The 23282-nt window shown below is 74.2% G+C and carries 18 protein-coding genes; 14 read left to right on the top strand and 4 right to left on the bottom strand.

What is annotated here, in order from left to right:
* The first annotated feature begins 52 nt into the window (after positions 1-52).
* Both ADK52_RS16565 and ADK52_RS16560 read left to right on the top strand, forming a co-directional pair.
* Complete coding sequence (locus ADK52_RS16565; protein ID WP_053690582.1) at positions 53-2860, top strand: FAD-binding and (Fe-S)-binding domain-containing protein; 2808 nt, start codon at positions 53-55, stop codon at positions 2858-2860.
* Between the two features lie 47 nt (positions 2861-2907).
* The gene (locus ADK52_RS16560) at positions 2908-3894 is read left to right on the top strand and encodes an EamA family transporter (RefSeq protein ID WP_053690581.1); all 987 of its coding nucleotides are present in this window, start codon (positions 2908-2910) and stop codon (positions 3892-3894) included.
* 87 nt (positions 3895-3981) lie between these two features.
* On the opposite strand, the gene ADK52_RS16555 is transcribed toward ADK52_RS16560, so the two are convergent.
* Positions 3982-4959 (bottom strand): helix-turn-helix transcriptional regulator, encoded by a 978-nt coding sequence (locus tag ADK52_RS16555; RefSeq protein WP_053690580.1) that lies wholly within the window; start codon positions 4957-4959, stop codon positions 3982-3984.
* Positions 4960-4998: 39 nt separating this feature from the next.
* Here ADK52_RS16555 and ADK52_RS16550 point away from each other — a divergent pair, with 39 nt between their 5' ends.
* A complete protein-coding gene (locus ADK52_RS16550; RefSeq protein WP_053690579.1) occupies positions 4999-5451 on the top strand; it encodes a hypothetical protein in 453 nt (150 codons plus the stop codon).
* A gap of 96 nt (positions 5452-5547) precedes the next feature.
* Here the strand turns inward: ADK52_RS16550 and ADK52_RS16545 are convergent, their stop codons facing one another.
* Positions 5548-7161, bottom strand: a complete 1614-nt coding sequence (locus ADK52_RS16545) for an alpha/beta fold hydrolase (protein ID WP_053690578.1) — start codon at positions 7159-7161, stop codon at positions 5548-5550.
* Between the two features lie 355 nt (positions 7162-7516).
* On the opposite strand from ADK52_RS16545, the gene ADK52_RS16540 reads away from it, so the two are divergent.
* The 7 genes from ADK52_RS16540 to ADK52_RS16510 all read left to right on the top strand — a co-directional run bounded on the left by ADK52_RS16540 (position 7517) and on the right by ADK52_RS16510 (position 16550).
* Entirely contained in the window at positions 7517-8317 is an 801-nt protein-coding gene (locus tag ADK52_RS16540) for a TIGR03084 family metal-binding protein (RefSeq protein WP_053690577.1), read from the top strand.
* Positions 8314-10140: an acyclic terpene utilization AtuA family protein gene (locus ADK52_RS16535; protein WP_053690576.1), complete on the top strand. Its 1827-nt coding sequence runs from the start codon at positions 8314-8316 to the stop codon at positions 10138-10140. The genes ADK52_RS16540 and ADK52_RS16535 overlap by 4 nt, the downstream gene beginning before the upstream one ends.
* Complete coding sequence (locus tag ADK52_RS16530) at positions 10137-11735, top strand: acyl-CoA carboxylase subunit beta (protein WP_053690575.1); 1599 nt, start codon at positions 10137-10139, stop codon at positions 11733-11735. The genes ADK52_RS16535 and ADK52_RS16530 overlap by 4 nt, the downstream gene beginning before the upstream one ends.
* Positions 11736-11743: 8 nt before the next feature.
* Entirely contained in the window at positions 11744-13720 is a 1977-nt protein-coding gene (locus ADK52_RS16525) for a biotin carboxylase N-terminal domain-containing protein (protein WP_053690574.1), read from the top strand.
* Positions 13717-14889 (top strand): acyl-CoA dehydrogenase family protein, encoded by a 1173-nt coding sequence (locus ADK52_RS16520; protein WP_053690573.1) that lies wholly within the window; start codon positions 13717-13719, stop codon positions 14887-14889. Before ADK52_RS16525 ends, ADK52_RS16520 begins: the two co-directional genes overlap by 4 nt.
* A 264-nt stretch (positions 14890-15153) precedes the next feature.
* Positions 15154-15891 (top strand): enoyl-CoA hydratase family protein, encoded by a 738-nt coding sequence (locus tag ADK52_RS16515; protein WP_053690572.1) that lies wholly within the window; start codon positions 15154-15156, stop codon positions 15889-15891.
* A complete protein-coding gene (locus ADK52_RS16510; protein ID WP_234343875.1) occupies positions 15879-16550 on the top strand; it encodes a TetR/AcrR family transcriptional regulator in 672 nt (223 codons plus the stop codon). Before ADK52_RS16515 ends, ADK52_RS16510 begins: the two co-directional genes overlap by 13 nt.
* Before the next feature lie 109 nt (positions 16551-16659).
* On the opposite strand, the gene ADK52_RS16505 is transcribed toward ADK52_RS16510, so the two are convergent.
* Positions 16660-17766 (bottom strand): citrate synthase 2, encoded by a 1107-nt coding sequence (locus ADK52_RS16505; RefSeq protein ID WP_030156855.1) that lies wholly within the window; start codon positions 17764-17766, stop codon positions 16660-16662.
* Between the two features lie 200 nt (positions 17767-17966).
* On the opposite strand from ADK52_RS16505, the gene pdxH reads away from it, so the two are divergent.
* Together pdxH and ADK52_RS16495 are read left to right on the top strand one after the other, a co-directional pair.
* The gene (pdxH, locus tag ADK52_RS16500) at positions 17967-18629 is read left to right on the top strand and encodes a pyridoxamine 5'-phosphate oxidase (protein ID WP_078988374.1); all 663 of its coding nucleotides are present in this window, start codon (positions 17967-17969) and stop codon (positions 18627-18629) included.
* A gap of 376 nt (positions 18630-19005) precedes the next feature.
* A complete protein-coding gene (locus ADK52_RS16495; RefSeq protein WP_053690569.1) occupies positions 19006-20337 on the top strand; it encodes a PAS domain-containing protein in 1332 nt (443 codons plus the stop codon).
* Between the two features lie 17 nt (positions 20338-20354).
* Here ADK52_RS16495 and ADK52_RS16490 read toward each other — a convergent pair whose 3' ends face one another.
* Positions 20355-21110 (bottom strand): SIS domain-containing protein, encoded by a 756-nt coding sequence (locus tag ADK52_RS16490; protein ID WP_053690568.1) that lies wholly within the window; start codon positions 21108-21110, stop codon positions 20355-20357.
* A gap of 210 nt (positions 21111-21320) precedes the next feature.
* Between ADK52_RS16490 and ADK52_RS16485 the strand changes: the two genes are divergently transcribed.
* Positions 21321-22013 carry a metal-dependent transcriptional regulator gene (locus tag ADK52_RS16485; RefSeq protein ID WP_030156851.1) on the top strand — a complete coding sequence of 231 codons (693 nt, stop codon included), beginning with the start codon at positions 21321-21323 and terminating at the stop codon, positions 22011-22013.
* 304 nt (positions 22014-22317) lie between these two features.
* A complete protein-coding gene (locus ADK52_RS16480; RefSeq protein ID WP_053690567.1) occupies positions 22318-23202 on the top strand; it encodes an alpha/beta fold hydrolase in 885 nt (294 codons plus the stop codon).
* The last annotated feature ends 80 nt before the right edge of the window (positions 23203-23282 follow it).

Raw genomic sequence — 23282 nt, 5'->3', positions numbered from 1 at the left:
TGGAGGCGCGTCCACCCGATGAGACGAGTCCGGCCAGTGGCAGGGTGGGGCCGTGACGTCACCCGGGGAACTCGAACGGACATTGCGGGAGAACCTGCGCGGGGAGGTGGACTTCGGGGCCGCGGCCCGCGCCCTCGCGACGATGGACGCCTCGAACTACCGGCGGGTGCCGGTGGGGGTGGTCGCACCGCGCGACGCCGAGGACGTGGCCGCCGCGCTGCGGATCTGCGCGGAGGCCGGCGTACCGGTCGTCCCGCGCGGCGGCGGGACCTCGATCGCCGGACAGGCCACGGGCACCGGTGTGGTGCTGGACCTGACCCGGCACATGAACGCCCTGCTGTCGCTGGACCCGGCCGCCCGGACCGCCGTGGTCCAGCCGGGGCTGGTGCTCGACCGGCTGCGGGAGGCGGCCCGCCCGTACGGGCTGACCTTCGGCCCGGACCCCTCCACGCACTCCCGCTGCACGCTGGGCGGGATGATCGGCAACAACGCGTGCGGGGCCCACTCGGTGGCCTGGGGGACCACCGCGGACAACGTGGCGGAGCTGGCGGTCACGGCGTACGGGGGCGCGGCGCACCGGCTCGGGACGGGCTGGGCGGGAGCCCCGGCGGGTCTGCGGGAGCTGGTGTCGGGGAACCTGGCGGTGCTGCGTACGGGCCTGGCGGCCGGCGGCTTCTCGCGGCGGATCTCCGGATACGGCGGGCTGGACGCGCTGCTGCCCGAGCGGGGCGTGGAGGTGGCCCGGGCCTTCTGCGGGAGCGAGGGCACGCTCGGGGTGGTGACCGAGGCCGTCGTACGCCTGGTGGAGGCGCCGCGCGCGCCGGCGCTCGCGGTCCTCGGGTACGCGGACGAGAGCGCGGCGGCGGACGCGGCGGCCGGGCTGCTGGGGTTCGGGCCGCTGACGGTGGAGGGGATGGCGGCCGACCTGGTGGGCCCGGCTTCCGGGCTGCTGCCCCGGGGCGGGGGGTGGCTGTTCGTCGAGATGCGGGACGAGGCGGCGGCGCGCTCGCTCGTACGGGCCGCCGACGCGGTGGACTCGCTCGTGGTCACCGACCCGGCGGGGCAGCGGGCGCTGTGGCGGATCCGCGAGGACGCGGCGGGCACGGCGACGCGGATGCCTGACGGGGGGATGGCCTGGCCGGGCTGGGAGGACTGCGCGGTGCCGCCGGCCCGGCTGGGGGCGTACCTGCGGGAGTTCCGGGCGCTGCTGGCCGGGCACGGGCTGCGGGGGACCCCGTACGGGCACTTCGGCGAGGGCTGCGTCCACGTACGGATCGACTTCGACCTGGTGTCGGGGGCGGGGATCGCCCGTTTCCGGGCGTTCTCCTCGGACCTGGCGGACCTGGTGGTCTCGCACGGCGGCTCGCTCTCCGGGGAGCACGGGGACGGGCAGGCGCGGGCGGAGTTCCTGCCGAGGATGTACGGGCCGGAGGTCATCCGGCTCTTCGGCGCGTACAAGGACGTGTGGGACCCGGCGGGCGGGATGAACCCCGGGATGCTGGTCCGCCCGGCCCGGTCGGACGAGAACCTCCGCTTCGCGGTGCTGCCGGCGACGCCCCTCGCGGGGGAGGTGGCCCGCTGCGTGGGCGTGGCGAAGTGCCGGTCGACCACCGCGGCCGGCCCGGAGGTGATGTGCCCCTCCTACCGGGTCACGGGGGAGGAGCGGCACTCCACGCGCGGCCGGGCGCGGCTGCTGCACGAGATGCTGGCCGGGGAGATCGTGACGGACGGCTGGCGCTCGCGGGAGGTCGCGGAGGCGCTCGACCTCTGCCTGGCCTGCAAGGGCTGTCTCAGCGACTGCCCGGTGGGGGTGGACATGGCGTCGTACAAGGCGGAGTTCCTCCACCGCCACTGGGCGGGCCGCATCCGCCCCCTGGCCCACTACACGCTGGGCGGCCTGCCCGCGTGGCTCCGCCTGATCGCCGCGCTGCGGCTGGCCCCCTTCGCGAACGCGGCCGCCCGCCACCTCCCGGTTCCGGGGCTGACGAGGGAGCGCGCCCTCCCGCCGCTGGCCGCCGAGCCCTTCACCCGCTGGTGGCGGCGCACGGCCGGCGCGGCCGCGGCAGCGCCGGGGCCTCAGCGCCCGGGCCCGACCCCGGGCCCGGGCCCGGGCCCGGGGTCGGGCCCGGGCGGCGGCGTCATGCTCTGGCCGGACACGTTCACCGAGTACCTGTCCCCGCGGACCGGCAGGGCGGCCGTGCGGGTCCTCCGGGACGCCGGGCTCACCGTGTCCCTCCCCCCGAAGGGGGTCTGCTGCGGGCTCACGTACGTCTCCACCGGCCGCCTCGACCGCGCCCGCACCGTCCTGCGCCGCACCCTCGACGCCGTGGGAGACGTTCGAGGACCCGTGACGGTCCTCGAACCCAGCTGCGCCGCAGCCCTCCGTACCGACCTCCCCGCCCTCCTCCCCGACGACCCCCGCGCGGAGCGCCTCGCGGCAGCCGTGCGGACCTTCGCCGAGACCCTGGAGGAGCACGCCCCGCACTGGCAGCCGCCCCGCCTGGACCGCCCCGCCGTCGGCCAGACGCACTGCCACCAGCACGCCGTCCTCGGTGACGCCGCCGACCGCCGGCTCCGCGAGCGCGCCGGCCTCGGCGGCGAGCTCAGCGGCGGCTGCTGCGGCCTCGCCGGGAACTTCGGCTTCGAGCCGGGCCACGAGGAGGTGTCCGCGGCCTGCGCCGGGGAACAGCTGCTCCCCGCCCTGCGCGCGGCCCCGCCCGGGGCCGCGATCCTGGCGGACGGGTTCTCGTGCCGTACGCAGATCGCCCGGCTCGCCGGGCTCCCCGACGGGAGCCGGGCCCGCCACCTCGCCGAGCTGCTCGCGGAGGAGCTGACGGGCGCTCCGGAGGCCGGCCTGTAAGCGAACGCACGCACGCGTGGCCCTTACGCACCCCTTAGTCTGGATTAATGCCCGCAACCTCGCCCAAGTCCGACCGCGCCCCGGCGGCCACCGGCCTCACGACGAACCCGGCACTCCCGACGACCGCCGGCTCGTCCCGTCCGGGCGCGTCCGGTCCGGGCGCGTCCGGTCTGGGCTCGTCCCGCTTCGGCCCCGTCGCACTGGTCGTCGCCGCGGGCATCTCGGTGCAGTTCGGCGCCGCCCTCGCGGTGATGATCATGCCGGGCGCGGGCGCCGCGGGCGTGGTCACGCTGCGGCTCGCGGCCGCCGCGCTGGTGCTGCTGCTCCTGTGCCGCCCGAAGGTCCGCGGGTACTCGCGCGCCGACTGGGGCACGGTCGTCGCCTTCGGCGTCGCCATGGCCGGGATGAACGGGCTCTTCTACCAGTCCATCGACCGGATCCCGCTCGGCCCCGCCGTCACCCTCGAAGTGCTCGGCCCGCTCGTCCTGTCGGTCGTCGTCTCGCGCCGCCCGGTCAGCCTGCTGTGGGCCGGGCTGGCCCTCGGCGGCGTCGTCCTGCTCGCCGGCCACGGCGGCGGCAGCGGCTTCGGCGGCCTCGACCTCCTCGGCGCGGGCTTCGCGCTCGGAGCGGGCGCGATGTGGGCGGCGTACATCGTGTTCAGCGCGCGTACGGGCCGCCGCTTCCCGCAGGCGGACGGGCTGGCCCTGGCCATGGCGGTGGCGGCGGTGCTCTCGCTCCCGCTGGGCGTGATCGAGGCCGGCTCGGCGCTCCTGGTGCCGAGCACGATGGCGCTGGGCCTCGGCGTCGCCGTCCTGTCCTCCGTCCTCCCGTACACCCTGGAGCTCCTGGCGCTGCGCCGCGTCCCCGCGCCGACGTTCGCGATCCTGATGAGCCTGGAACCGGCGATCGCGGCCACGGCCGGGTTCCTGATCCTGAACCAGGCGATGTCGGCGATCGACGCGCTGGCGATCGCGCTGGTCATCGCGGCGAGCATGGGCGCTGTCCGCTCCCAGACCCGGAAGACGGCCGCCTGACCGTACGGGCCGGGGCGGGGCGGACGCGGGGGGCGGGCCCCCGGGCGTCACCGCCGATCGAGCCGCCCCGCCGCAGCCGTCGAAGGCTCAGGCGTACCGGGAGGTCATCGCCGCGAGGGTGGCGCGGATGCGGGCCCGCAGCGGTGGCGGGGAGAGGACCTCCGCTTCCGCGCCCAGCGCCAGGAACTGCTCCTCCGCCCGGGCGTGCGACTCGATCGGCAGTACCGCCCGGGTCCACCCCGCCCGTTCCGGATCCGGTGCGCCCCCGGCGGCCAGGGCCCGCGCCTGGGCCCCCGTCAGCCGCGTTGCGCCGTGCGCGGAGAGACGTACCAGCGCCTCCTGCGGATGGAGCCGCGCATGGAACTCCTCCTGCGTCCGGCGCCAGTGCTCCGCCAGCTCGAACCCCTCCGGCAGCCGGAACTCCCGCGCCGTCTCCCGCACCGACAGGATCTGGTCCACCCGGTACGTCCGCGGCTCCGCCCCGCCCTCGTGCCCCTGCGCCCCCGCCACCAGGTACCAGCGCCCCGCCTTCAGCACCAGCCCGTACGGCTCCAGCCGCCGGTCCACCTCCTGCGGCTCCTTCCACCGCCGGTAGCGGACCTCGATCTCCCGCCCCCGCCACACCGCGTCCGCGACCTGCGCCAGATACGGGGTCTCCTCGTGCTCCGCGTACCAGCCCGGCGCGTCCAGGTGGAACCGCAGCCTCATCCGGTCCGCCTGCTCCCGCAGCTCCGCCGGCAGCGCCGCCCGCAGCTTCAGCTGGGCCGCCGACAGGGCGCGCCCGAGCCCGAGTTCCGCTGCGGGCCCCGGCATCCCGGTCAGGAACAGCGCCTCCGCCTCGCCCGCGCTGAGCCCGGTCAGCCGGGTCCGGTAGCCGGCCAGCAGCTGGTAGCCGCCGCTGTGCCCGGCGTCCCCGTACAGCGGGACGCCCGCCGCGGCCAGCGCCTCCGCGTCGCGGTAGACCGTGCGTACGGACACCTCCAGTTCCTCCGCGAGCTCGGCGGCGGTCATCCGTCCCCGGGTCTGGAGCAGCAGCAGGATCGACAGCAGGCGGCTCGACTTCACTGACACAGGATGTCAGCGAAGCGGTCCTACGGTCCTCGCATGAACGACTTCGACTTTCTCCTCGGCACCTGGGACGTCACCAACCGCCGGCGCACCGACTTCCTCGACCCGGACAGTGCGTGGGAGGAGTTCCCGGCCGTCTCCCGGGCGTCCCGCCACTTCGACGGCGCCGCGAGCTTCGATGAGATCGAGTTCCCGACCAAGGGTTTCGCCGGTCTGACCCTGCGCCTGTACGACCCGGCGCGCGAGCAGTGGTCGCTGTACTGGGCGAGCCGCCGCACCGGAACCCTCTTCCCGCCGGTCACCGGCCGTTTCGCGGACGGCACCGGCGTCTTCGAGGGCGAGGACACGCACGCCGGCAAGACGGTCCGTGTCCGGTTCGTGTGGTCGGGGACCGCCTCCGGCTCCCCCCGCTGGGAGCAGTTCTTCTCGCTCGACGAGGGCGCGACCTGGCTCCACAACTGGACGATGGACTTCGCCCGTCACGCGTGACCCCGCGCGCCCGCCCCGCCGGCCACGGGGGTGCTCGGCGGGGCGGGCGCGACCGGCGCGACCGGCGCGACCGGCGGGGGAGGCCCCGCCCGGCCGTCAGCCCAGCGGCAGGTCCAGGTAGGACGGCGTGGCCTCCGGGGAGGTGAAGGCCAGCGTCGAACGCGGCAGGTTCGCGTCCCCGTAGAAGGGGTCGCGGGCGTCGATCACCAGCATCAGCCGGTGCCCGCGCGGGACGTCGTACGCCGTCGCCTGGAGCTCGATGTCGGCGCTGACCAGACTGTCGGGCGCCGAGTCGAGGTCCGCGTACGGGGCGTGCGTGATGATGTGCGCCGTACCGTCGGGTGCCACGGCGAGCAGGTACGCGACGAACGAGGAGTCGGGGTTCGCGGCCCGGTACGTGACGCGCAGTCGCGGCGTGCCCCGCAGCCGGGCGGTCTCCGCCTCCGGGTCCCCCGTCCAGACCGCGGCGACGGTGCGGTCGATGTCGCCGGTCCGGTACGGCTTCGGGCGGCCCGCGATCTCGTCGTACCCGGAGCGCACGATCTCGTCGGCGACGGTCGCCGGGGTGTCCACCCCGCACAGCACGCCCGCGCTCCAGCCGGCCTCGGGCCGCTCGGTGAGCTCCCCGCCGCTCACCAGGTGCAGCCGGCGCACCTGCTCGGTGACGGAGTCCCAGGTGGGGCGGGGTTCCAGGGTCCGGCCCCACATGACCTCGCTGAGCACCTGGCCCTCGTCGGCGATGCCGTTGTCGATGCCCCGCAGATGGTGGTCGAACCAGCGGTGGGCGTTCGTCCAGATCCGGTTGGGCAGGCCGATCATGCCCGTCATCTCGGGACCGGAGTGGTCGCCGATGGAGAGGTCGAGGCGCTTGGGGCCGGTGAGCTCGTTGAACAGCTTCAGCGTCTGGTTGCCCGGGAAGAGCGTCTCGTGCCAGGCGTGCGAGAAGTACACGGGGACCTGGCGCCGGTTGAGCTCCTTGACGTGGGTGAACGGCGAGCGCTGCTCCGCCCAGCGCAGGGTGCCCTGGATGTCGCGGTTGGCCAGGACGTTCTCGAACACGCTCTGCGTCTGAGGGCTCAGCCGGGCCTTCGAGGCCGCCTTGAGCAGCGCCTCGACGGCGGCCACGTGCCGGGTCCGGTTCTCGTAGAAGGCCTCGCCGAGGTCGCCCCAGGTGCTGAGCGCGACCACCGCGTCGACGCGCGTGTCGTGCGCGGCGACGAGCTGGCTGATGCCGGAGCCGTACGAGTCCCCCAGGAAGCCGATCCTCGTGACCGGGCCGGCGGTGCGCTCGATGAGGTGGTCCAGGGCCCGGCTGCCGTCGGCGACGTCGAGCGGGCCGGCCACGTCGACCTGCCCCTCGGAGCCGCCGAAACCGCGGGTGCTGTAGGCGAGGACGTTGTAGCCGCGGGCGGCGAAGACGCTGGCCTGGACGGCGTACGGGAGCCAGCCGTGGTTCGTCCACGGGGAGGGCATCACGATCACCGGCCGCGGCTGGCCCCCGTTGTGCCGCCACAGCGCGGCGTCGAGCAGGTCCCCGTCGGAGCCGGCGACCTTGACCCGGCTGAAGACGGCGACGGACCGGGCGTCGGCGACCTCCGCGGCGCGTGCGGGGGCGAGGCCGGTGACGTCGCCGGTTTCGAGGGCGGCGACGAATGCGGTGAGGGTGGTCGCGTCGAGTTCGGGATAGAGCGAGAAAGCGGCTGAGATCACGTCGGTTCATCCTCTTCGTCGGGTGACGTTCGGCGAGTGACTTCTTCGAGTGCCTGCTTCGCGAGTGCCTTCGGCGCGGGGGGACTTCGCGGGGGACGAAGCGTTCAGTATCGGGGCGGCACCGTCCGGGTTCCGCCGCTTTCCGGCGTACGGCCTGAATCGCCCCCTCCGGGCCCGTGGCGGCCGTACCCGCCGACCAGCGCCGGGCCGGCGTCGAACGTCAAATCGCCTCCCCTCCCCGTCAGTTGGCGGCGGTGGCGCGAAGGGGACGCACGGCGGCCAAATCATGCAAGCATGCTTGATTGTTTTGGGCGCGGCTGCCAGTCTTCCCCTCACGCCGAAAGGGGAGCCCGCCGTGCTCGATCCGTCAGCTGTCGCCGTCTTCGCCGATCTGCGCGAGGAAGGCCTCGCGCTCGAAACCCTGGTACGGGACCTGCCCGGCGCCGGATGGGCCGGGCCCACCCCCGCACCGGGCTGGACCGTCGCCCACCAGATCGCCCACCTGCACTGGACCGACCGGGCCGCGCTGGTCTCCCTCACCGACCCCGAGGGCTTCACGGCCCTGGTCGAGGAGGCGGTCAAGGCCCCCGAAACCTTCGTGGACGAGGGCGCGGCGGAGGGCGCCGCACTGCCGCCCGCCGAGCTGCTGGCCCGCTGGCGGGCCGGGCGCACCGCCCTCGACGAGGCGCTCGCCGCGGCCTCGCCCGACGCCCGCTTCCCCTGGTACGGGCCGCCGATGAAGGCCGCCTCCATGGCCAGCGCCCGCCTCATGGAGACCTGGGCGCACGGCCAGGACGTCGCCGACGCCCTCGGCGTACGCCGCACCCCGACCGCGCGGCTGCGGCACGTGGCGCGGATCGGCGTACGGGCCCGCGACTACGCGTTCGGGGTACGGGGACTGCCCGCGCCCGCCGGGGAGTTCAGGGTGGAACTCGTACCGCCGGACGGCGGGGAGTCCTGGACCTACGGGCCGCAGGACGCGGCGGACCGGATCACCGGCCCGGCACTCGACTTCTGCCTGCTGGTGACCCAGCGGGCCCACCGCGCCGACCTGGCCCTGACCGCCACCGGCCCCGACGCCGACCGCTGGCTGGACATCGCCCAGGCCTTCGCGGGACCGGCGGGCCCCGGCCGCGCACCGGGGGCGGCCCGATGAGCGGCGGCCGCGGAGCGGACGCGGGCCCCCGCCGGCCGCTGCGCATCGGCAACGCCTCGGGGTTCTACGGGGACCGCTTCAGCGCCTTCGAGGAGATGCTGACCGGCGGGCCGCTCGACGTGCTGACCGGCGACTACCTCGCCGAGCTGACCATGCTGATCCTGGGCCGCGACCGGCTGAAGACCCCGGACCTCGGCTACGCCAAGACCTTCCTGCGACAGCTGGAGGAGGGCCTGGGCCTCGCGCGGGAGCGGGGCGTACGGATCGTCGCCAACGCGGGCGGCCTGAACCCGGCGGGACTGGCCGACGCGATCCGCCTGCTCGCCGCCAAGGCCGGGCTGCCGGTGTCGGTCGCCCATGTCGAGGGCGACGACCTGATGCCGTTCGCGGAGGGCGCGCTGACCGCGAACGCCTACCTGGGCGGCGCCGGCATCACGGCCTGCCTGCGGGCGGGCGCGGACGTGGTCGTCACCGGCCGGGTCACCGACGCGGCCCTGGTCAGCGGGTCGGCGGCCTGGTGGTTCGACTGGGCGCCGGACGACCACGACCGGCTGGCGGGGGCGGTGGTGGCGGGGCACGTCCTGGAGTGCGGGACCCAGGCCACCGGCGGCAACTACGCCTTCTTCACGGCGCACGACGTCCGCCGCCCCGGGTTCCCGCTGGCGGAGATCGCGCAGGACGGCTCGTCGGTGATCACGAAGCACCCGGGCACGGGCGGGGTCGTCTCGGCGGGCACGGTGACGGCCCAGCTCCTGTACGAAACCCAGGGCCCCTGCTACCTCGGACCGGACGTCACGGCGCGCCTGGACACGGTCCGGCTGTCGGACCTCGGCGCCGACCGCGTGGCGATCACGGGCGTCGTGGGGGAACCCCCGCCCCCCACCCTCAAGGTGGGGGTGACCCGCATCGGCGGCTGGCGCAACGAGGTGGTCTTCGTCCTGACGGGCCTGGACATCGAGGCGAAGGCGGCACTGGTCCAGGCTCAGTTGGCGGACGCCCTGTCCCAAGTGGCCACGGCGGACTGGACGCTGGCCCGCACGGACCACGAGGACGCCGGGACGGAGGAGACGGCGAGCGCCCTCCTGCGCCTGGTGGTCCGCGACCCGTCGCCGGACCGGGTGGGCCGCACGCTCACCTCGGAGGCCATCGAGCTGGCCCTGGCCAGCTATCCGGGATTCCACGTGACGTCCCCGCCGGGCCCGGCCCAGCCGTACGGAGTCTTCACGTCCGCGGCCGTACCCGCGCTCTCGGTCCCCCACGTGGCGGTCCTCCCCGACGGCACCCGCCTCGCCATCTCGGCCCTGCCGGGCATGTCGGCCCGTCCCGGCAGGTCGGACCGTCCCGGTACTTCGGCTCGTCCCGGCATGCCGGCCCGTCCGGCGTCCGAGGACCCGAGTGCGACCCCGGTGGCGCCCCCCCGCCCCGCCCCGCCGCAGGCACCGGCGGGGCAGCCCACCCGCCGGGTCCCCCTCGGCACGCTGATCGGCGCCCGCAGCGGCGACAAGGGCGGTGACGCCAACATCGGCGTCTGGGTCGAACGCGACGACGCCTGGGACTGGCTCCACACCACCCTCACCGTCGAGACCCTCCAGACCCTGCTCCCCGAGACCGCGGGCCTCCCCGTCACCCGGCACGCGCTCCCCAACCTCCGCGCGCTCAACTTCACCATCGCCGGAATCCTCGGCGCCGGCGTCGCCTCCGCCCACCGCTTCGACCCCCAGGCCAAGGCCCTCGGCGAGTGGCTGCGCGCCCGGCACGTCGACGTTCCCGCCCACCTCCTGCCGACCCACCTCCCGCTCACCCCGGAGGGGACCGCCCCATGACCCGCCTCACCACCACCGTCGACCCCCACGCCCCCGACTACCTGGCCCACCACGCGGCGGCCACCGCCCGCCTCGCCGAGCTGGACGCCGAGCACGCCAAGGCCCTCCTCGGCGGCGGTGAGAAGTACACGGCCCGCCACAAGGACCGCGGCAAGCTCCTCGCCCGCGAGCGCATCGAGCTGCTCCTCGACCCGGACACCCCGTTCCTGGAGCTGTCCCCGCTCGCCGCCTGGGGCAGCGACTACCCCGTCGGCGCCTCCATGGTCACCGGCATCGGCACGGTCGAGGGCGTCGAGTGCCTGGTCACCGCCAACGACCCCACCGTCCGCGGCGGCGCCTCCAACCCCTGGACCCTGAAGAAGGCGCTCCGGGCCAACGAGATCGCCCGGCAGAACAACCTCCCCTGCATCAGCCTCGTCGAGTCCGGCGGCGCCGATCTCCCGTCCCAGAAGGAGATCTTCATCCCGGGCGGCGCGATCTTCCGCGACCTGACGCGGCTCTCGGCCGCCGGCATCCCCACCGTCGCCGTCGTCTTCGGCAACTCCACCGCGGGCGGCGCGTACATCCCGGGGATGTCCGACCACACCATCATGATCAAGGACCGCTCCAAGGTGTTCCTCGGCGGTCCGCCGCTCGTCAAGATGGCCACCGGCGAGGAGAGCGACGACGAGTCCCTCGGCGGAGCCGACATGCACGCCCGCACCTCCGGACTCGCCGACTACTACGCCCTCGACGAGCACGACGCGATCCGCCAGGCCCGCCGCGTCGTCGCCCGCCTGAACCACCGCAAGCCCCACCCCGATCCGCAGCCCGCCGAGGAGCCGAAGTACGACCCGGAGGAACTCCTCGGCATCGTCCCCGCCGACCTCAAGACCCCCTTCGACCCCCGCGAGGTCATCGCCCGCATCGTCGACGGCTCCGACTTCGACGAGTTCAAGCCCCTCTACGGCACCAGCCTGGTGACCGGCTGGGCCACCCTCCACGGCTACCCCGTCGGCATCCTCGCCAACGCCCAGGGCGTGCTGTTCAGCGCCGAGTCGCAGAAGGCCGCCCAGTTCATCCAGCTCGCCAACCAGCGCGACATCCCGCTCCTCTTCCTCCACAACACCACCGGCTACATGGTCGGCAAGGAGTACGAGCAGGGCGGCATCATCAAGCACGGCTCGATGATGATCAACGCGGTCTCCAACTCCCGCGTCCCCCACCTCTCCGTCCTCATCGGCGCCAGCTACGGAGCCGGCCACTACGGCATGTGCGGCCGCGCCTACGAGCCCCGCTTCCTCTTCGCCTGGCCCAGCGCCAAATCCGCCGTCATGGGCCCGGCCCAGCTCGCCGGGGTGCTCTCCATCGTGGCCCGGCAGTCGGCCGCCGCGAAGGGGCAGCCATACGACGAGGAGGCCGACGCCGGGATGCGCGCCTTCGTGGAGGCGCAGATCGAGTCAGAGTCCCTGCCGATGTTCCTGTCGGGGCGGCTGTACGACGACGGCGTCATCGACCCGCGCGACACCCGTACCGTCCTCGGCCTGTGCCTGTCGGCCGTCCACAACGCCCCCGTCGAGGGCGCCCGCGGCGGCTTCGGCGTCTTCCGGATGTGAGCCCGCACATGACCCAGCAGCCCCTCACCCAGCGCCCTTTGACCTCCCTCCTCGTCGCCAACCGGGGCGAGATCGCCGTACGGATCTTCCGTACCGCCCGCGCCCTGGGCCTCGCCACCGTCGCCGTCCACTCCGACCCCGACGCCGACGCCCTGCACGTACGGGAGGCCGACGCGGCCGTGCGCCTCCCCGGCGCCGCCCCCGCCGACACCTACCTGCGCGGCGACCTCGTCATCAAGGCCGCCCTCGCCGCCGGCGCGGACGCCGTCCACCCCGGCTACGGGTTCCTCTCCGAGAACGCCGGCTTCGCCCGCGAGGTCGCCGCCGCCGGACTCGTCTGGATCGGCCCGCCACCCGAGGCCATCGAGGCCATGGCCTCCAAGACCCGGGCCAAGGAGCTGATGCGCGCCGCCGGGGTCCCGCTCCTCGACCCCGTCGACCCCGCGGCCGCCACCGCCGCCGACCTGCCGCTCCTGCTCAAGGCCGCCGCGGGCGGCGGCGGGCGCGGCATGCGCGTCGTACGCGACCTCGACAGCCTCAAGGAGTCCCTCGACGCCGCCTCCGCCGAGGCGGCCTCCGCCTTCGGCGACGGCGAGGTCTTCGCCGAGCCCTACGTCGAGCGCGGCCGCCACGTCGAGGTCCAGATCCTCGCCGACTCCCACGGCACCGTCTGGGCGCTCGGCACCCGCGACTGCTCCCTCCAGCGGCGCCACCAGAAGGTCATCGAGGAGGCCCCGGCACCCGCCCTGCCGGACAGCCTGCGCGAGAACCTCCATGCGGCCGCGGTGGCCGCCGCCCGCGCGGTCTCCTACGAGGGCGCGGGCACCGTCGAGTTCCTCGTCGCCGCCGACGGACGCCCGTACTTCCTGGAGATGAACACCCGCCTCCAGGTGGAACACCCCGTCACCGAAGCCGTCTTCGGCCTCGATCTCGTCGCCCTGCAACTGCGCATCGCCGAGGGCGCGGCCCTGCCGCTGACGCCTCCCGAGCCCGCCGGGCACGCCGTCGAGGCCCGCCTGTACGCCGAGGACCCCGCCCAGGACTGGCGCCCCCAGACCGGCGTCCTGCACACCCTGGCCGTCCCGGGTGGGGTTCGTGTGGACACCGGCTTCGCCGACGGGGACACCGTCGGCGTCCACTACGACCCGATGCTCGCCAAGGTCGTCGCCCACGCCCCCACCCGGGCCGAGGCCGTCCGCGCCCTCGCCCACGCCCTGGCCGGAGCCCGCATCCACGGGCTCACCACCAATCGCGAGCTCCTCGTACGCTCCCTGCGGCACCCGGAGTTCGCCGGGGCGCGACTCGACACCGGGTTCTACGAGCGCCACCTCGGCTCCCTCACCGAAGGCGGCCCGGACGCCGGCCTCGCCGCGCTCGCGGCCGCCTTGGCGGACGCCGCGCCCGCCCCGGACGCCCCGCTCGCCACCCGCCTCGGCGGCTGGCGCAACCTCCGCTCCCAGCCGCAGATCCGCCACTACACCGCGGCCGGTACCGCCTACGAGGTCCGCTACCGGCCCACCCGCAGCGGACCCCCGGAGCTCGTGGACCACCCCGGCGTTCGAGTCCTGACCGCCGAGCCCGGTCTCGTCACCCTCGAAGTCGAGGGCGTCCGCCGGATGTTCCACGTGAAACGCAAATCGAACATCCAGGGCGCGGGGGCCGGAGCGCCGGAGATCTACGTCGACTCTCCGCTCGGCGCGCACACCCTCACCGCCGTCCCCCGGTTCGCCGATCCCCAGGACCGCACCGAACCCGGCTCCCTGCTCGCCCCCATGCCCGGCACCGTCGTCCGCGTCGCCGAGGGCCTCGCCCCCGGCGCCGCCGTCACCGCCGGGCAGCCCCTGCTCTGGCTGGAGGCCATGAAGATGGAGCACCGCATCGTCTCGCCCGCCTCCGGCACGCTCACCGCGCTCCACGCCACCCTCGGCCACCAGGTCGAGTTCGGCGCCCTGCTCGCCGTAGTCCAGGAGGAAACGCCAGCATGAGCCCCGCCACCAGCACCGTCGTCGAGACCGATGAACACCGGGCCCTGCGCGCCGCCGTCGCGGCGCTCGGGCAGCGGTACGGACGCGAGTACCTCTCCCGCGTCGCCCGCGAGGGCGGCCACCCCGACGAGCTGTGGGCCGACGCCGCCAAGCTCGGCTACCTCGGGGTCAGCCTCCCCGAGGAGTACGGCGGCGGAGGCGGCGGCATCGCCGAACTCTCCATCGTCCTGGAGGAACTGGGCGCCGCGGGCTGCCCCCTGCTGATGATGGTCGTCTCGCCCGCCATCTGCGGCACGGTCATCTCCCGCTTCGGCACCGAGGCCCAGAAGCGGGCCTGGCTCCCCGGCCTCGCCGACGGCAGCCGCACCATGGCCTTCGGGATCACCGAGCCCGACGCCGGCTCCAACTCCCACCGCATCACCACCACCGCCCGCCGCGACGGTGACGAGTGGGTGCTGACCGGGCGCAAGGTCTTCATCTCCGGCGTGGACATCGCCGACGCCACGCTCATCGTGGGTCGCACCGAGGACGCGCGCACCGGGAGCCTCAAGCCCTGCCTGTTCATCGTCCCGCGCGACGCCCCAGGCTTCTCCCGCTCCGTCATCGACATGGAACTCCAGGCAGCGGAAAAGCAGTTCGAACTCACCCTGGACGACGTACGACTGCCCTCATCCGCGCTGGTGGGCGACGAGGACGCGGGCCTGCTCCAGCTCTTCGCGGGCCTCAACCCCGAGCGCATCATGACCGCCGCCTTCGCCATCGGGATGGGCCGTTACGCCCTCGCCAAGGCCGTCGACTACGCGAAGACCCGCCAGGTCTGGAAGGAGGCGATCGGCGCCCACCAGGCCATCGCCCACCCCCTCGCGGCGGCCCACATCGACCTCGAACTCGCCCGCCTGATGATGCAGAAGGCCGCCCACCTGTACGACGCGGGCGACGACATGGGCGCCGGCGAGGCCGCGAACATGGCCAAGTACGCTGCCGCCGAGGCCTGTGTGAAGGCCGTGGACCAGTCCGTCCACACCCTGGGCGGCAACGGCCTCACCCGCGCATACGGACTGGCCGCCCTGATCACCGCCTCCCGGGTCTCCCGCATCGCCCCGGTCAGCCGCGAGATGATCCTGAACTTCGTCTCGCACCAAACCCTGGGCCTCCCCAAGTCTTACTAACCTGGGCGGCCGGAGCTCCCCGGCCGGGGGCGGGGACGGGGTGGGGTGGTGTCCGGGGCCAAAACGAGATGATTTCGGCGCAAGGTCCCGTCCTCGAATCAGACGCCCTCAGGCGCCGAACATCGAAGCCCGCCCCGGGCACCACCCCACCCCGGCACCGCCCCCGGCCGCGCCCGGCCCCGTCTGCCCCGGGACCGGCACCGCCCCAGGCATCCCGGGCCGCAGGAGCCGCCCACGATCCGCACAACCTCCGGAGGACATGGCATGACCCGCCCCGTCGGCGCCGCGCGAGCGCTCGGCCTCACCACCCTCACGCTCGACTCCCCGGCCAACCGCAACGCGCTCTCCGCGGACCTCGTCGGCGAGCTGCGCGCGGCCCTCGCCGCGGCGGCGGCGGACCCGCAGACGCGGGCCATCGTCCTCACCCACACCGGCAACACGTTCTGCGCCGGAGCCGACCTGAAGTCCCCCTGCGAACCGGCCGACTTCCTCGCCCTGCTCCGCGAGATCGCCGGGCTCCCCAAGCCGGTCGTGGCCCGCGTCACCGGACACGTCCGGGCCGGCGGCCTCGGCCTCCTCGGCGTCTGCGACATCGCCGCCGCCGGGCCCGCCTCCACGTACGCCTTCACCGAGACCCACCTGGGCGTGGTCCCGGCCGTGATCTCCGCGCCGCTGCTCCCGCGCCTGGACCCGCGCGCCGCGGCCCGGTACTTCCTGACCGCCGAGGCCTTCGACGCCGCCGAAGCCGCCCGGATCGGCCTGCTCACCCTGCACGGCGAGGACGTGGACCAGGTCCTCGCCCCCGTGCTCGCGGGCCTGCGCAAGGCCGGCCCGGAGGCCCTCGCCGCCACCAAGGAACTGCTCACCGCCCCGGTACGGGCCGTCCTGGCGGCCGACGGCTCCGCGCTCACCGAGCTGTCCGCACACCACTTCGGCTCCGCCGAGGCCCGCGAGGGCATCACCGCCCGCTTCGAACGCCGGGACCCGTCATGGGCCCTGTGACCGACGCCGGGACCGCGGCCGGCACCGGACCCGCGCCCGACGCAGGGACCGCGCCCGACACCGGACCCGCGGCCGAGTCCCAGTCCGGCCCCAAGCAGGCCCGCAGCCGCGTCACCCGACGCCACCTCCTGGAGGCGGCCGTCGCCTGCCTCGCCGAACAGGGCTGGGCCGGCTCCACCGTCGCCGTCGTCGCCGAACGCGCCGGGGTCTCCCGCGGCGCGGCCCAGTACCACTTCCCGACGCGCGAGGACCTGTTCACCGCCGCCGTCGCATACGTCTCCGAGGAGCGCTCCGCCGCCCTGCGCGACCTCTTCCAGGCCGGCCCCGCCGCCCGCCCCGCCGTGGTCGAGGCGATCGTCGACCTCTACACCGGAGCCCTCTTCCGCGCCGCCCTCCAGCTGTGGGTCGCCGCCTCCAACGAGGAACAGCTGCGCCCCCAGGTCACCGAACTGGAGGCCCGCGTCGGCCGCGAGACCCACCGCATCGCCGTGGAACTCCTCGGCGCGGACGAGTCCGTGCCCGGCGTGCGCGAGACCGTGCAGGGCCTCCTCGACATGGCCAGGGGACTCGGTCTGGCCAACGTCCTCACCGACGACACGGCCCGCCGCGCCCGCGTGGTCGCCCAGTGGTCCCGGATCCTGGACGCCGCCCTCGGCTGAGGCCGGGAACCCCCGAAACGCCGAGGGCGTCGCCTCCCGCGCCATACGGGAGGCGACGCCCTGACCGGCGTACGAGGCGTACGAGGCCTACGAGGCCTACGAGGACGTCTCAGGCCGTGTCGGCGATGTCGGCGTACCCCTCGATCTCGCGCGGGTCGCGCCGCCCCGGGCCGATGTAGCGCGCCGACGGCCGCACCAGGCGGCCCGTGCGCTTCTGCTCCAGGATGTGCGCCGACCAGCCGGCGGTCCGGGCGCAGGTGAACATCGAGGTGAACATGTGCGCCGGGACCTCCGCGAAGTCCAGCATGATCGCGGCCCAGAACTCCACGTTCGTGGCGAGCACCCGGTCGGGGCGGCGCGCGTGCAGCTCCTCCAGCGCGGCCTTCTCCAGCGCGGCGGCCACCTCGTAGCGCGGCGCGTCCAGCTCCTTGGCGGTACGCCGCAGCACGCGGGCGCGCGGGTCCTCGGCCCGGTACACGCGGTGCCCGAAGCCCATCAGCCGCTCGCCCTTGTCCAGGGCCTTCTTCACGTACGCCACGGCGTCGCCGGTGCGCTCGATCTCCTCGATCATGCCGAGGACGCGGGACGGCGCACCGCCGTGCAGCGGCCCGGACATGGCGCCGACGGCGCCGGACAGCGCAGCGGCCACGTCCGCACCGGTCGAGGCGATCACGCGCGCGGTGAACGTCGAGGCGTTCATGCCGTGCTCGGCGGCCGAGGTCCAGTACGCGTCGACGGCCTTGACGTGCTTCGGGTCGGGCTCGCCGCGCCAGCGGATCATGAACCGCTCGACCACGGACTCGGCCTTGTCGATCTCGCTCTGCGGCACCATCGGCCGGCCCTGCCCGCGCGCGGACTGGGCGACGTACGACAGGGCCATCACGGCGGCGCGCGCGAGGTTGTCGCGGGCGGTCCGCTCGTCGATGTCGAGCAGCGGTTTCAGACCCCACACGGGGGCGAGCATGGCGAGGGCGGACTGCACGTCGACGCGGATGTCACCGGAGTGCACGGGGATCGGGAAGGGCTCGGCGGCGGGCAGGCCCGGGTTGAACGCCCCGTCGACCAGCAGGCCCCAGACGTTGCCGAACGAGACGTGCCCGACGAGATCCTCGATGTCGACCCCGCGGTAGCGGAGCGATCCGCCTTCCTTGTCCGGTTCGGCGATCTCGGTCTCGAACGCGACGACCCCTTCGAGCCCGGGTACGAAGTCGGACATCAGGCGGCTCCTCAGATAGTGCGAACACGCGCGGCTCCCGGCGTGACTCGCGGTCCGGCGCGGTCATCCCCGTTGATGCCCGGCACGGCCGTCGGTCACCCGCGTGGGGACCTCCGGACCGGCCCCAAGATTTTGGCTGTTCCGGATGGCAGGCGGAAGCGTGACATACGGCACACTGCCGCGAGCACTCCTGCGGCAGGATGGCACGCGTGACCGACCAGGACATTGACCCCGCCACGATGCGCAAGCAGTACCGCTCGGAGATCGTCCACGAGGACGGCCTCGCCGAGGACCCCATGCGGCAGTTCGCCGAGTGGTTCCAGCAGGCCGCCGACTCCCACCTCTTCGAACCCAACGCGATGGTCGTCTCGACCGCGACCGCCGACGGCCGCCCCAGTTCCCGCACGGTGCTGCTGAAGCAGTTCGACGAGCGGGGATTCGTCTTCTACACCAACTACGGCTCGCGCAAGGGCCGCGAGATCGACGCGAACCCGCACGTCGCGCTGCTCTTCCCCTGGCACCCCATCGCCCGCCAGGTCATCGTCACCGGCACGGCCTCGCGGATCGGCCGCGACGAGACGGCGGCGTACTTCCGCTCCCGCCCGCACGGCTCGCAGCTGGGCGCCTGGGCGAGCGAGCAGTCCCGGGTGATCGGCTCCCGCGCCGAGCTCGACCGCCGCTACGCCGAGCTCGCGGAGCGCTATCCGGAGGGCGAGCAGGTCCCGGTCCCGCCCGAGTGGGGCGGCGTCCGGGTCGTCCCCGACGGGATCGAGTTCTGGCAGGGCCACGAGAACCGCCTCCACGACCGGCTGCACTACGTGCTGGAGGACGGCACGTGGCGCCTGGAGCGCCTCTGCCCGTAGCGCAGCCCGTCACCCGCGCAGAAACGCAGACGACCCGCGAGCTCGGGTTTCTCTCCTGCAGTGAGAGAAGCCGGCCGGACGTACCGGCGAGCTCGCGGGTCGGGTGACTGCTTGGGATTGGCGCCTGGCTGCCCGCCGGGCACCGCACTGGGTGCGTGCGACGACGGGCCCTTAGCCCGCAGCCACCTCACGCGTCCGGTTTCCGTACATTTCGGGAACCACCTCCCTTCTCGTGTAAGGCCGAGCCTAGAACCGCTTCCCGAGGTCCTCAAGTGATTTATTTCGGGGCGATTCGGGGAATGCGATGTGGGCTGCGTCACGTTCCAGTTGAATGATCTGACGTGCCGCACACGCGAACACCTGCAGGGGGTGCCAGGTGAGTGCTTCCGGACGTGGTGAGACCACCGACGATCTGCTCGCAGCGCTGCTCGACGGGATGGACGCCGCCCTGTGCGCGTTCGACGCCGACGGCGTGATCACGCACTGGAACCGCGAGGCCGAGCGGATCCTCGGCTGGAGCGCCGCCGAGGCGGTCGGACGCAAGGGCTTCGCCGGGTGGGCCGTGCGCGCCGCCGATGCGCAGGACGTGGAGGAGCGGCTCATGGCCGCCCAGGACGTGCCCGGGCGCCAGGTGCACGAGTTCGCCCTGCTGACCAAGGAGGGCGGGCGGGTGCTCGTACGGACCCAGTCCGCCGGGGTGCCGGGGGCGGACGGGAAGCCCGCCGGTGTGTACTGCGCCTTCAGCGAGGTGCACGCCCAGATCGACCTGGAGCGGTCCATCGCGCTGAGCGAGGCGCTGATGGACGACGCCTCCTGGGGTGTCGTCCTCGTCGACGTGGACCTGCGCCCCGCCGTGGTCAACGCCCACGCCGCCCGGGCCTTCGGCTCGGGGCGGACCGCGCTGCTCGGCCGGCCCCTGGGGGAGCTGCTGGCCCAGGGCGTCGAGGAGCTGGAGGGGGCGCTGCAGCACGTGCTCGCCGAGGGGTCGCCTCCGGCGCCCATGGAGCTGTGGGTGTCGGTCCGCACGCCGGAGGGGGTGCGGCGGCGGTGCTGGCGGTCCGGGTTCCTGCGGCTGGGCTCCCCGCTGGCGGAGGAGCCGGTGCCGCTCGGGGTCGGCTGGCTGTTCCAGGACATCACCGAGGCCCGGCAGGCCGCGCTGGACACGGCGCAGCTGCGGTTCCGCGCCGGCCAGCTGCACCGCTCGGGCCGGGCGGCCGCCGAATGCGAGGACCCGGCCGAGGCGGCCGCCGTACGGCTGGACTTCGCGCTCGCCGGCTTCGCCGAGCACGCCCTGCTGGACGTACTGGAGCAGTCGGGCGACCCGGACCGGCGCAGGCTCGTACGGATGACGGCGTCGCCGCCGCTGCTGCCGGGGGAGGAGGCGATTCCCGCCCGGTACGCGCCCGGGCACCCGGCGCTCCAGGCGCTGGACCGGATCGGCTCGGTCCGTACGAGCGCTCCGCGCGGGGAGGCGGCCGGGAGCTGGGCGCGGGAGCGGCAGTGGCCGCAGGACGCGGCGCACGTGCTGTGCACGGTGCTGCGCAGCCGCGGGCGGACCGTGGGGGCGCTGACCTTCGTACGGGCCGCTTCGCGGGCGGCCTTCGAGCAGGCGGACGCGGCGTACGCGGAGGAGGTGGCGGCCCGGGTGGCGGCCGACCTCGACCTGGCGGCGTGGCCGCGGCCGCCCCGGGATGAGGGCGCCCCTTAGGGCGCGGGGGGGGGGTCTCAGTGGCGGAAGAAGATCCGGTCGCCGTACTCCTTGAGGACGCGGCCGTTCCATTCGTGGCCGCCGTCCACGTTGCCCGAGCGCAGCAGCGGGGGCTCCAGGCCGCGGGCGGCGAGCTCGCCGGCCGCCGCCGCCATCACGGCCTGCATGATCGCGCTGGTCACGACGGTGGAGGCGGGTGCGAACGGCGCGTCGATGCCGTCGAGGCTCAGCTCGGCGTCACCGACCGCGATCTTGCTGTCGAGGACGATGTCGCAGTGGTCCTTGAGGAAGGTGCCCGAGACGTGCCGCGACTTGGTCCCCATCGCGTACGCCACGGAGGTCACGCCGATCGTCTTGAGGCCGATGGCGCGGGCGTTCATGGCCATCTCGACCGGCAGCGCGTTGCGCCCGGAGAGGGAGATGATCACGAGGACGTCGCCGTCGGTGGCCGGGCTGCTGTCGAGGACGGCCCCGGCGAGGCCGTCGACGCGCTCCAGGGCGCTGCCCAGGGTGGCCGGCATGACGTCGATCCCGACGGTGCCGGGGACGGCGAGGAAGTTCACCAGTGCGAGCCCGCCCGCCCGGTAGACCACGTCCTGCGCGGGGAGCGAGGAGTGTCCGGCGCCGAAGGCGAAGAGCCGGTTCCCCGCGGCGACGGCGTCGGCGATGACGGCGCCGGCCTCGGCGATCTGCGCGGCCTCCTCGTCCCGGACCCGCTCCAGGAGTCCGATCGCGGCGTCGAGGAACTGACCGGCCAGCTTGCTCTCGCTCATACGCCGATGGCCCTTCCAGAGGTGGGGTTCGTCCGTGTCCGCCGCTCACCGTGCGGTCTGGACCAAGGGCGTGTCAATACGAACGTCAATCCCGGGGCCGGAGCGCCCGGGGATGTCCCGGGCGGGGCTTGACGTCCGGCACGGGACGGTTGTCGGCGCGATGCGTCAGAATTGGGTGCAGGGCCAGCGCACGATATCCGAGGGGCACGAATGTCCGGACTGATCGATACCACGGAGATGTATCTCCGCACCATCCTCGAGCTGGAAGAGGAAGGCGTGGTCCCCATGCGCGCCCGCATCGCCGAGCGGCTCGACCAGAGCGGCCCGACGGTGAGCCAGACGGTGGCGCGCATGGAGCGCGACGGCCTGGTGGCCGTGGCGAGCGACCGCCACCTGGAGCTGACGGAGGAGGGGCGGCGGCTGGCGACGCGCGTGATGCGCAAGCACCGGCTCGCGGAATGCCTCCTCGTCGACGTCATCGGCCTGGAGTGGGAGCAGGTGCACGCCGAGGCCTGCCGCTGGGAGCACGTGATGAGCGAGGCGGTGGAGCGGCGGGTGCTGGAGCTGCTGCGCCACCCGACGGAGTCGCCGTACGGGAACCCGATCCCGGGGCTGGAGGAGCTGGGCGAGAAGGCCGAGGCGGACCCGTTCCTGGAGGACGGAATGGTCAGCCTGTCGGAGCTGGACCCGGGTGCGGACGGCAAGACGGTGGTCGTGCGCCGGATCGGCGAGCCGATCCAAACGGACGCGCAGCTGATGTACACGCTGCGGCGGGCGGGCGTGCAGCCCGGTTCGGTGGTCAGCGTGACCGAATCGCCGGGCGGGGTGCTGGTCGGCAGCGGTGGCGAGGCCGCCGAGCTGGATGCGGAGATCGCCTCGCACGTGTTCGTGGCCAAGCGCTGACGGCCTCCACGCAGGCCGGCACGCGGCACTGTCGGTGGTAGACGGTGGTAGATGTGGGCGGTCCCGGCGCCTTGCGGCGCCGGGACCGATCCTCCCCTTTGCTGACCTGGAGCCCCGAGCTCTCAAGGTCATCCCCTCGGACCGTCTTCCCCGAGCGGCCCGCCTCCCTGTTGAAAGGATCTCCATCGGCAGGGGCGGCCAATCCTTGAGCAAGGTCACTCGAAAGAGCGGTGTTGAAGACGAGAACCCCGTTTTCGAATACGGGTTCGATAGTCTGGCCGCGAGCGAAGGGGGTGCATCTGCCGTGGTACAGCGCATCGATGTGACAGGGGCCGACGGTGTGCGCCTGGCCGCCTGGGAGTTCCGGGAATCGCCCCCCACCGCGCCCCCGGATCCCGACGAGCCCCGGGTGCTGTTACTCCACGGTCTGATGGGCCGCGCCTTCCACTGGGCGGGCACCGCCCGCTGGCTCTCCGAGCACCGCCGCGTCGTCGCCCTCGACCAGCGCGGTCACGGCCAGAGCGAGCGTCCCGCCGCCGGCCCGGGCGCCACGACCCCTCTGGGGCGCGACGCGTTCGTCGCCGATGCCGAGGCCGTCATCGAGCAGCTCGGCCTGGGCCCCGTGACGCTGATCGGCCATTCCATGGGCGCGCTCACCGGCTGGCAGCTCGCCGCCCGCCGCCCCGACCTGGTCGAGGCCCTGGTGATCTGCGACATGCGCGCCTCCGCCCTCGGCGAGGCCTCCCAGCAGGAGTGGGAGGAATGGTTCCGCCGCTGGCCCCTCCCCTTCCCCACCCAGGACGCCGCCCGCCGCTGGTTCGGCGAGGACGATCCCCGGGTGGAACGCCCCGACCCCGGCCGCGGCTCCTTCTTCGCCGAGGTGATGCACCAGGCCCCCGACGGCTGGCGCCCCCAGTTCTCCCGCCGGCAGATGCTGACCGCCCGCGAGACCTGGGTCCACGACGCGCACTGGGAGGAGCTGGCCCAGGTCCGCTGCCCGACCCTGGTCGTCCGCGGCCTCGACGGCGAACTGGGCCGCGCCGAGGCCCAGGAGATGGTCCGCGTCCTCCCGGCGGGCCAGTACGCCGAGATCCCCGACGCCGGCCACTACCTCCACTACGACCAGCCCGCCGCCTGGCGCGCCGCCCTGGAGCCCTTCCTGGAGGGGATCAGAAGCGCCGCCCGCTGAGGAACGCGGGGAGGGGGTGACGGGCAGCAGCCCGTCACCCCCTCCCGTACGCGGATCACCTGCGCCCGCCGGCGGTCCTC

The sequence above is a fragment of the Streptomyces sp. WM6372 genome, from assembly GCF_001279655.1.
GTDB lineage: Bacteria > Actinomycetota > Actinomycetes > Streptomycetales > Streptomycetaceae > Streptomyces.
The sequence above is the reverse complement of the archived record's forward strand: the minus strand, read 5'-3'. Positions and strand labels throughout refer to the sequence as shown.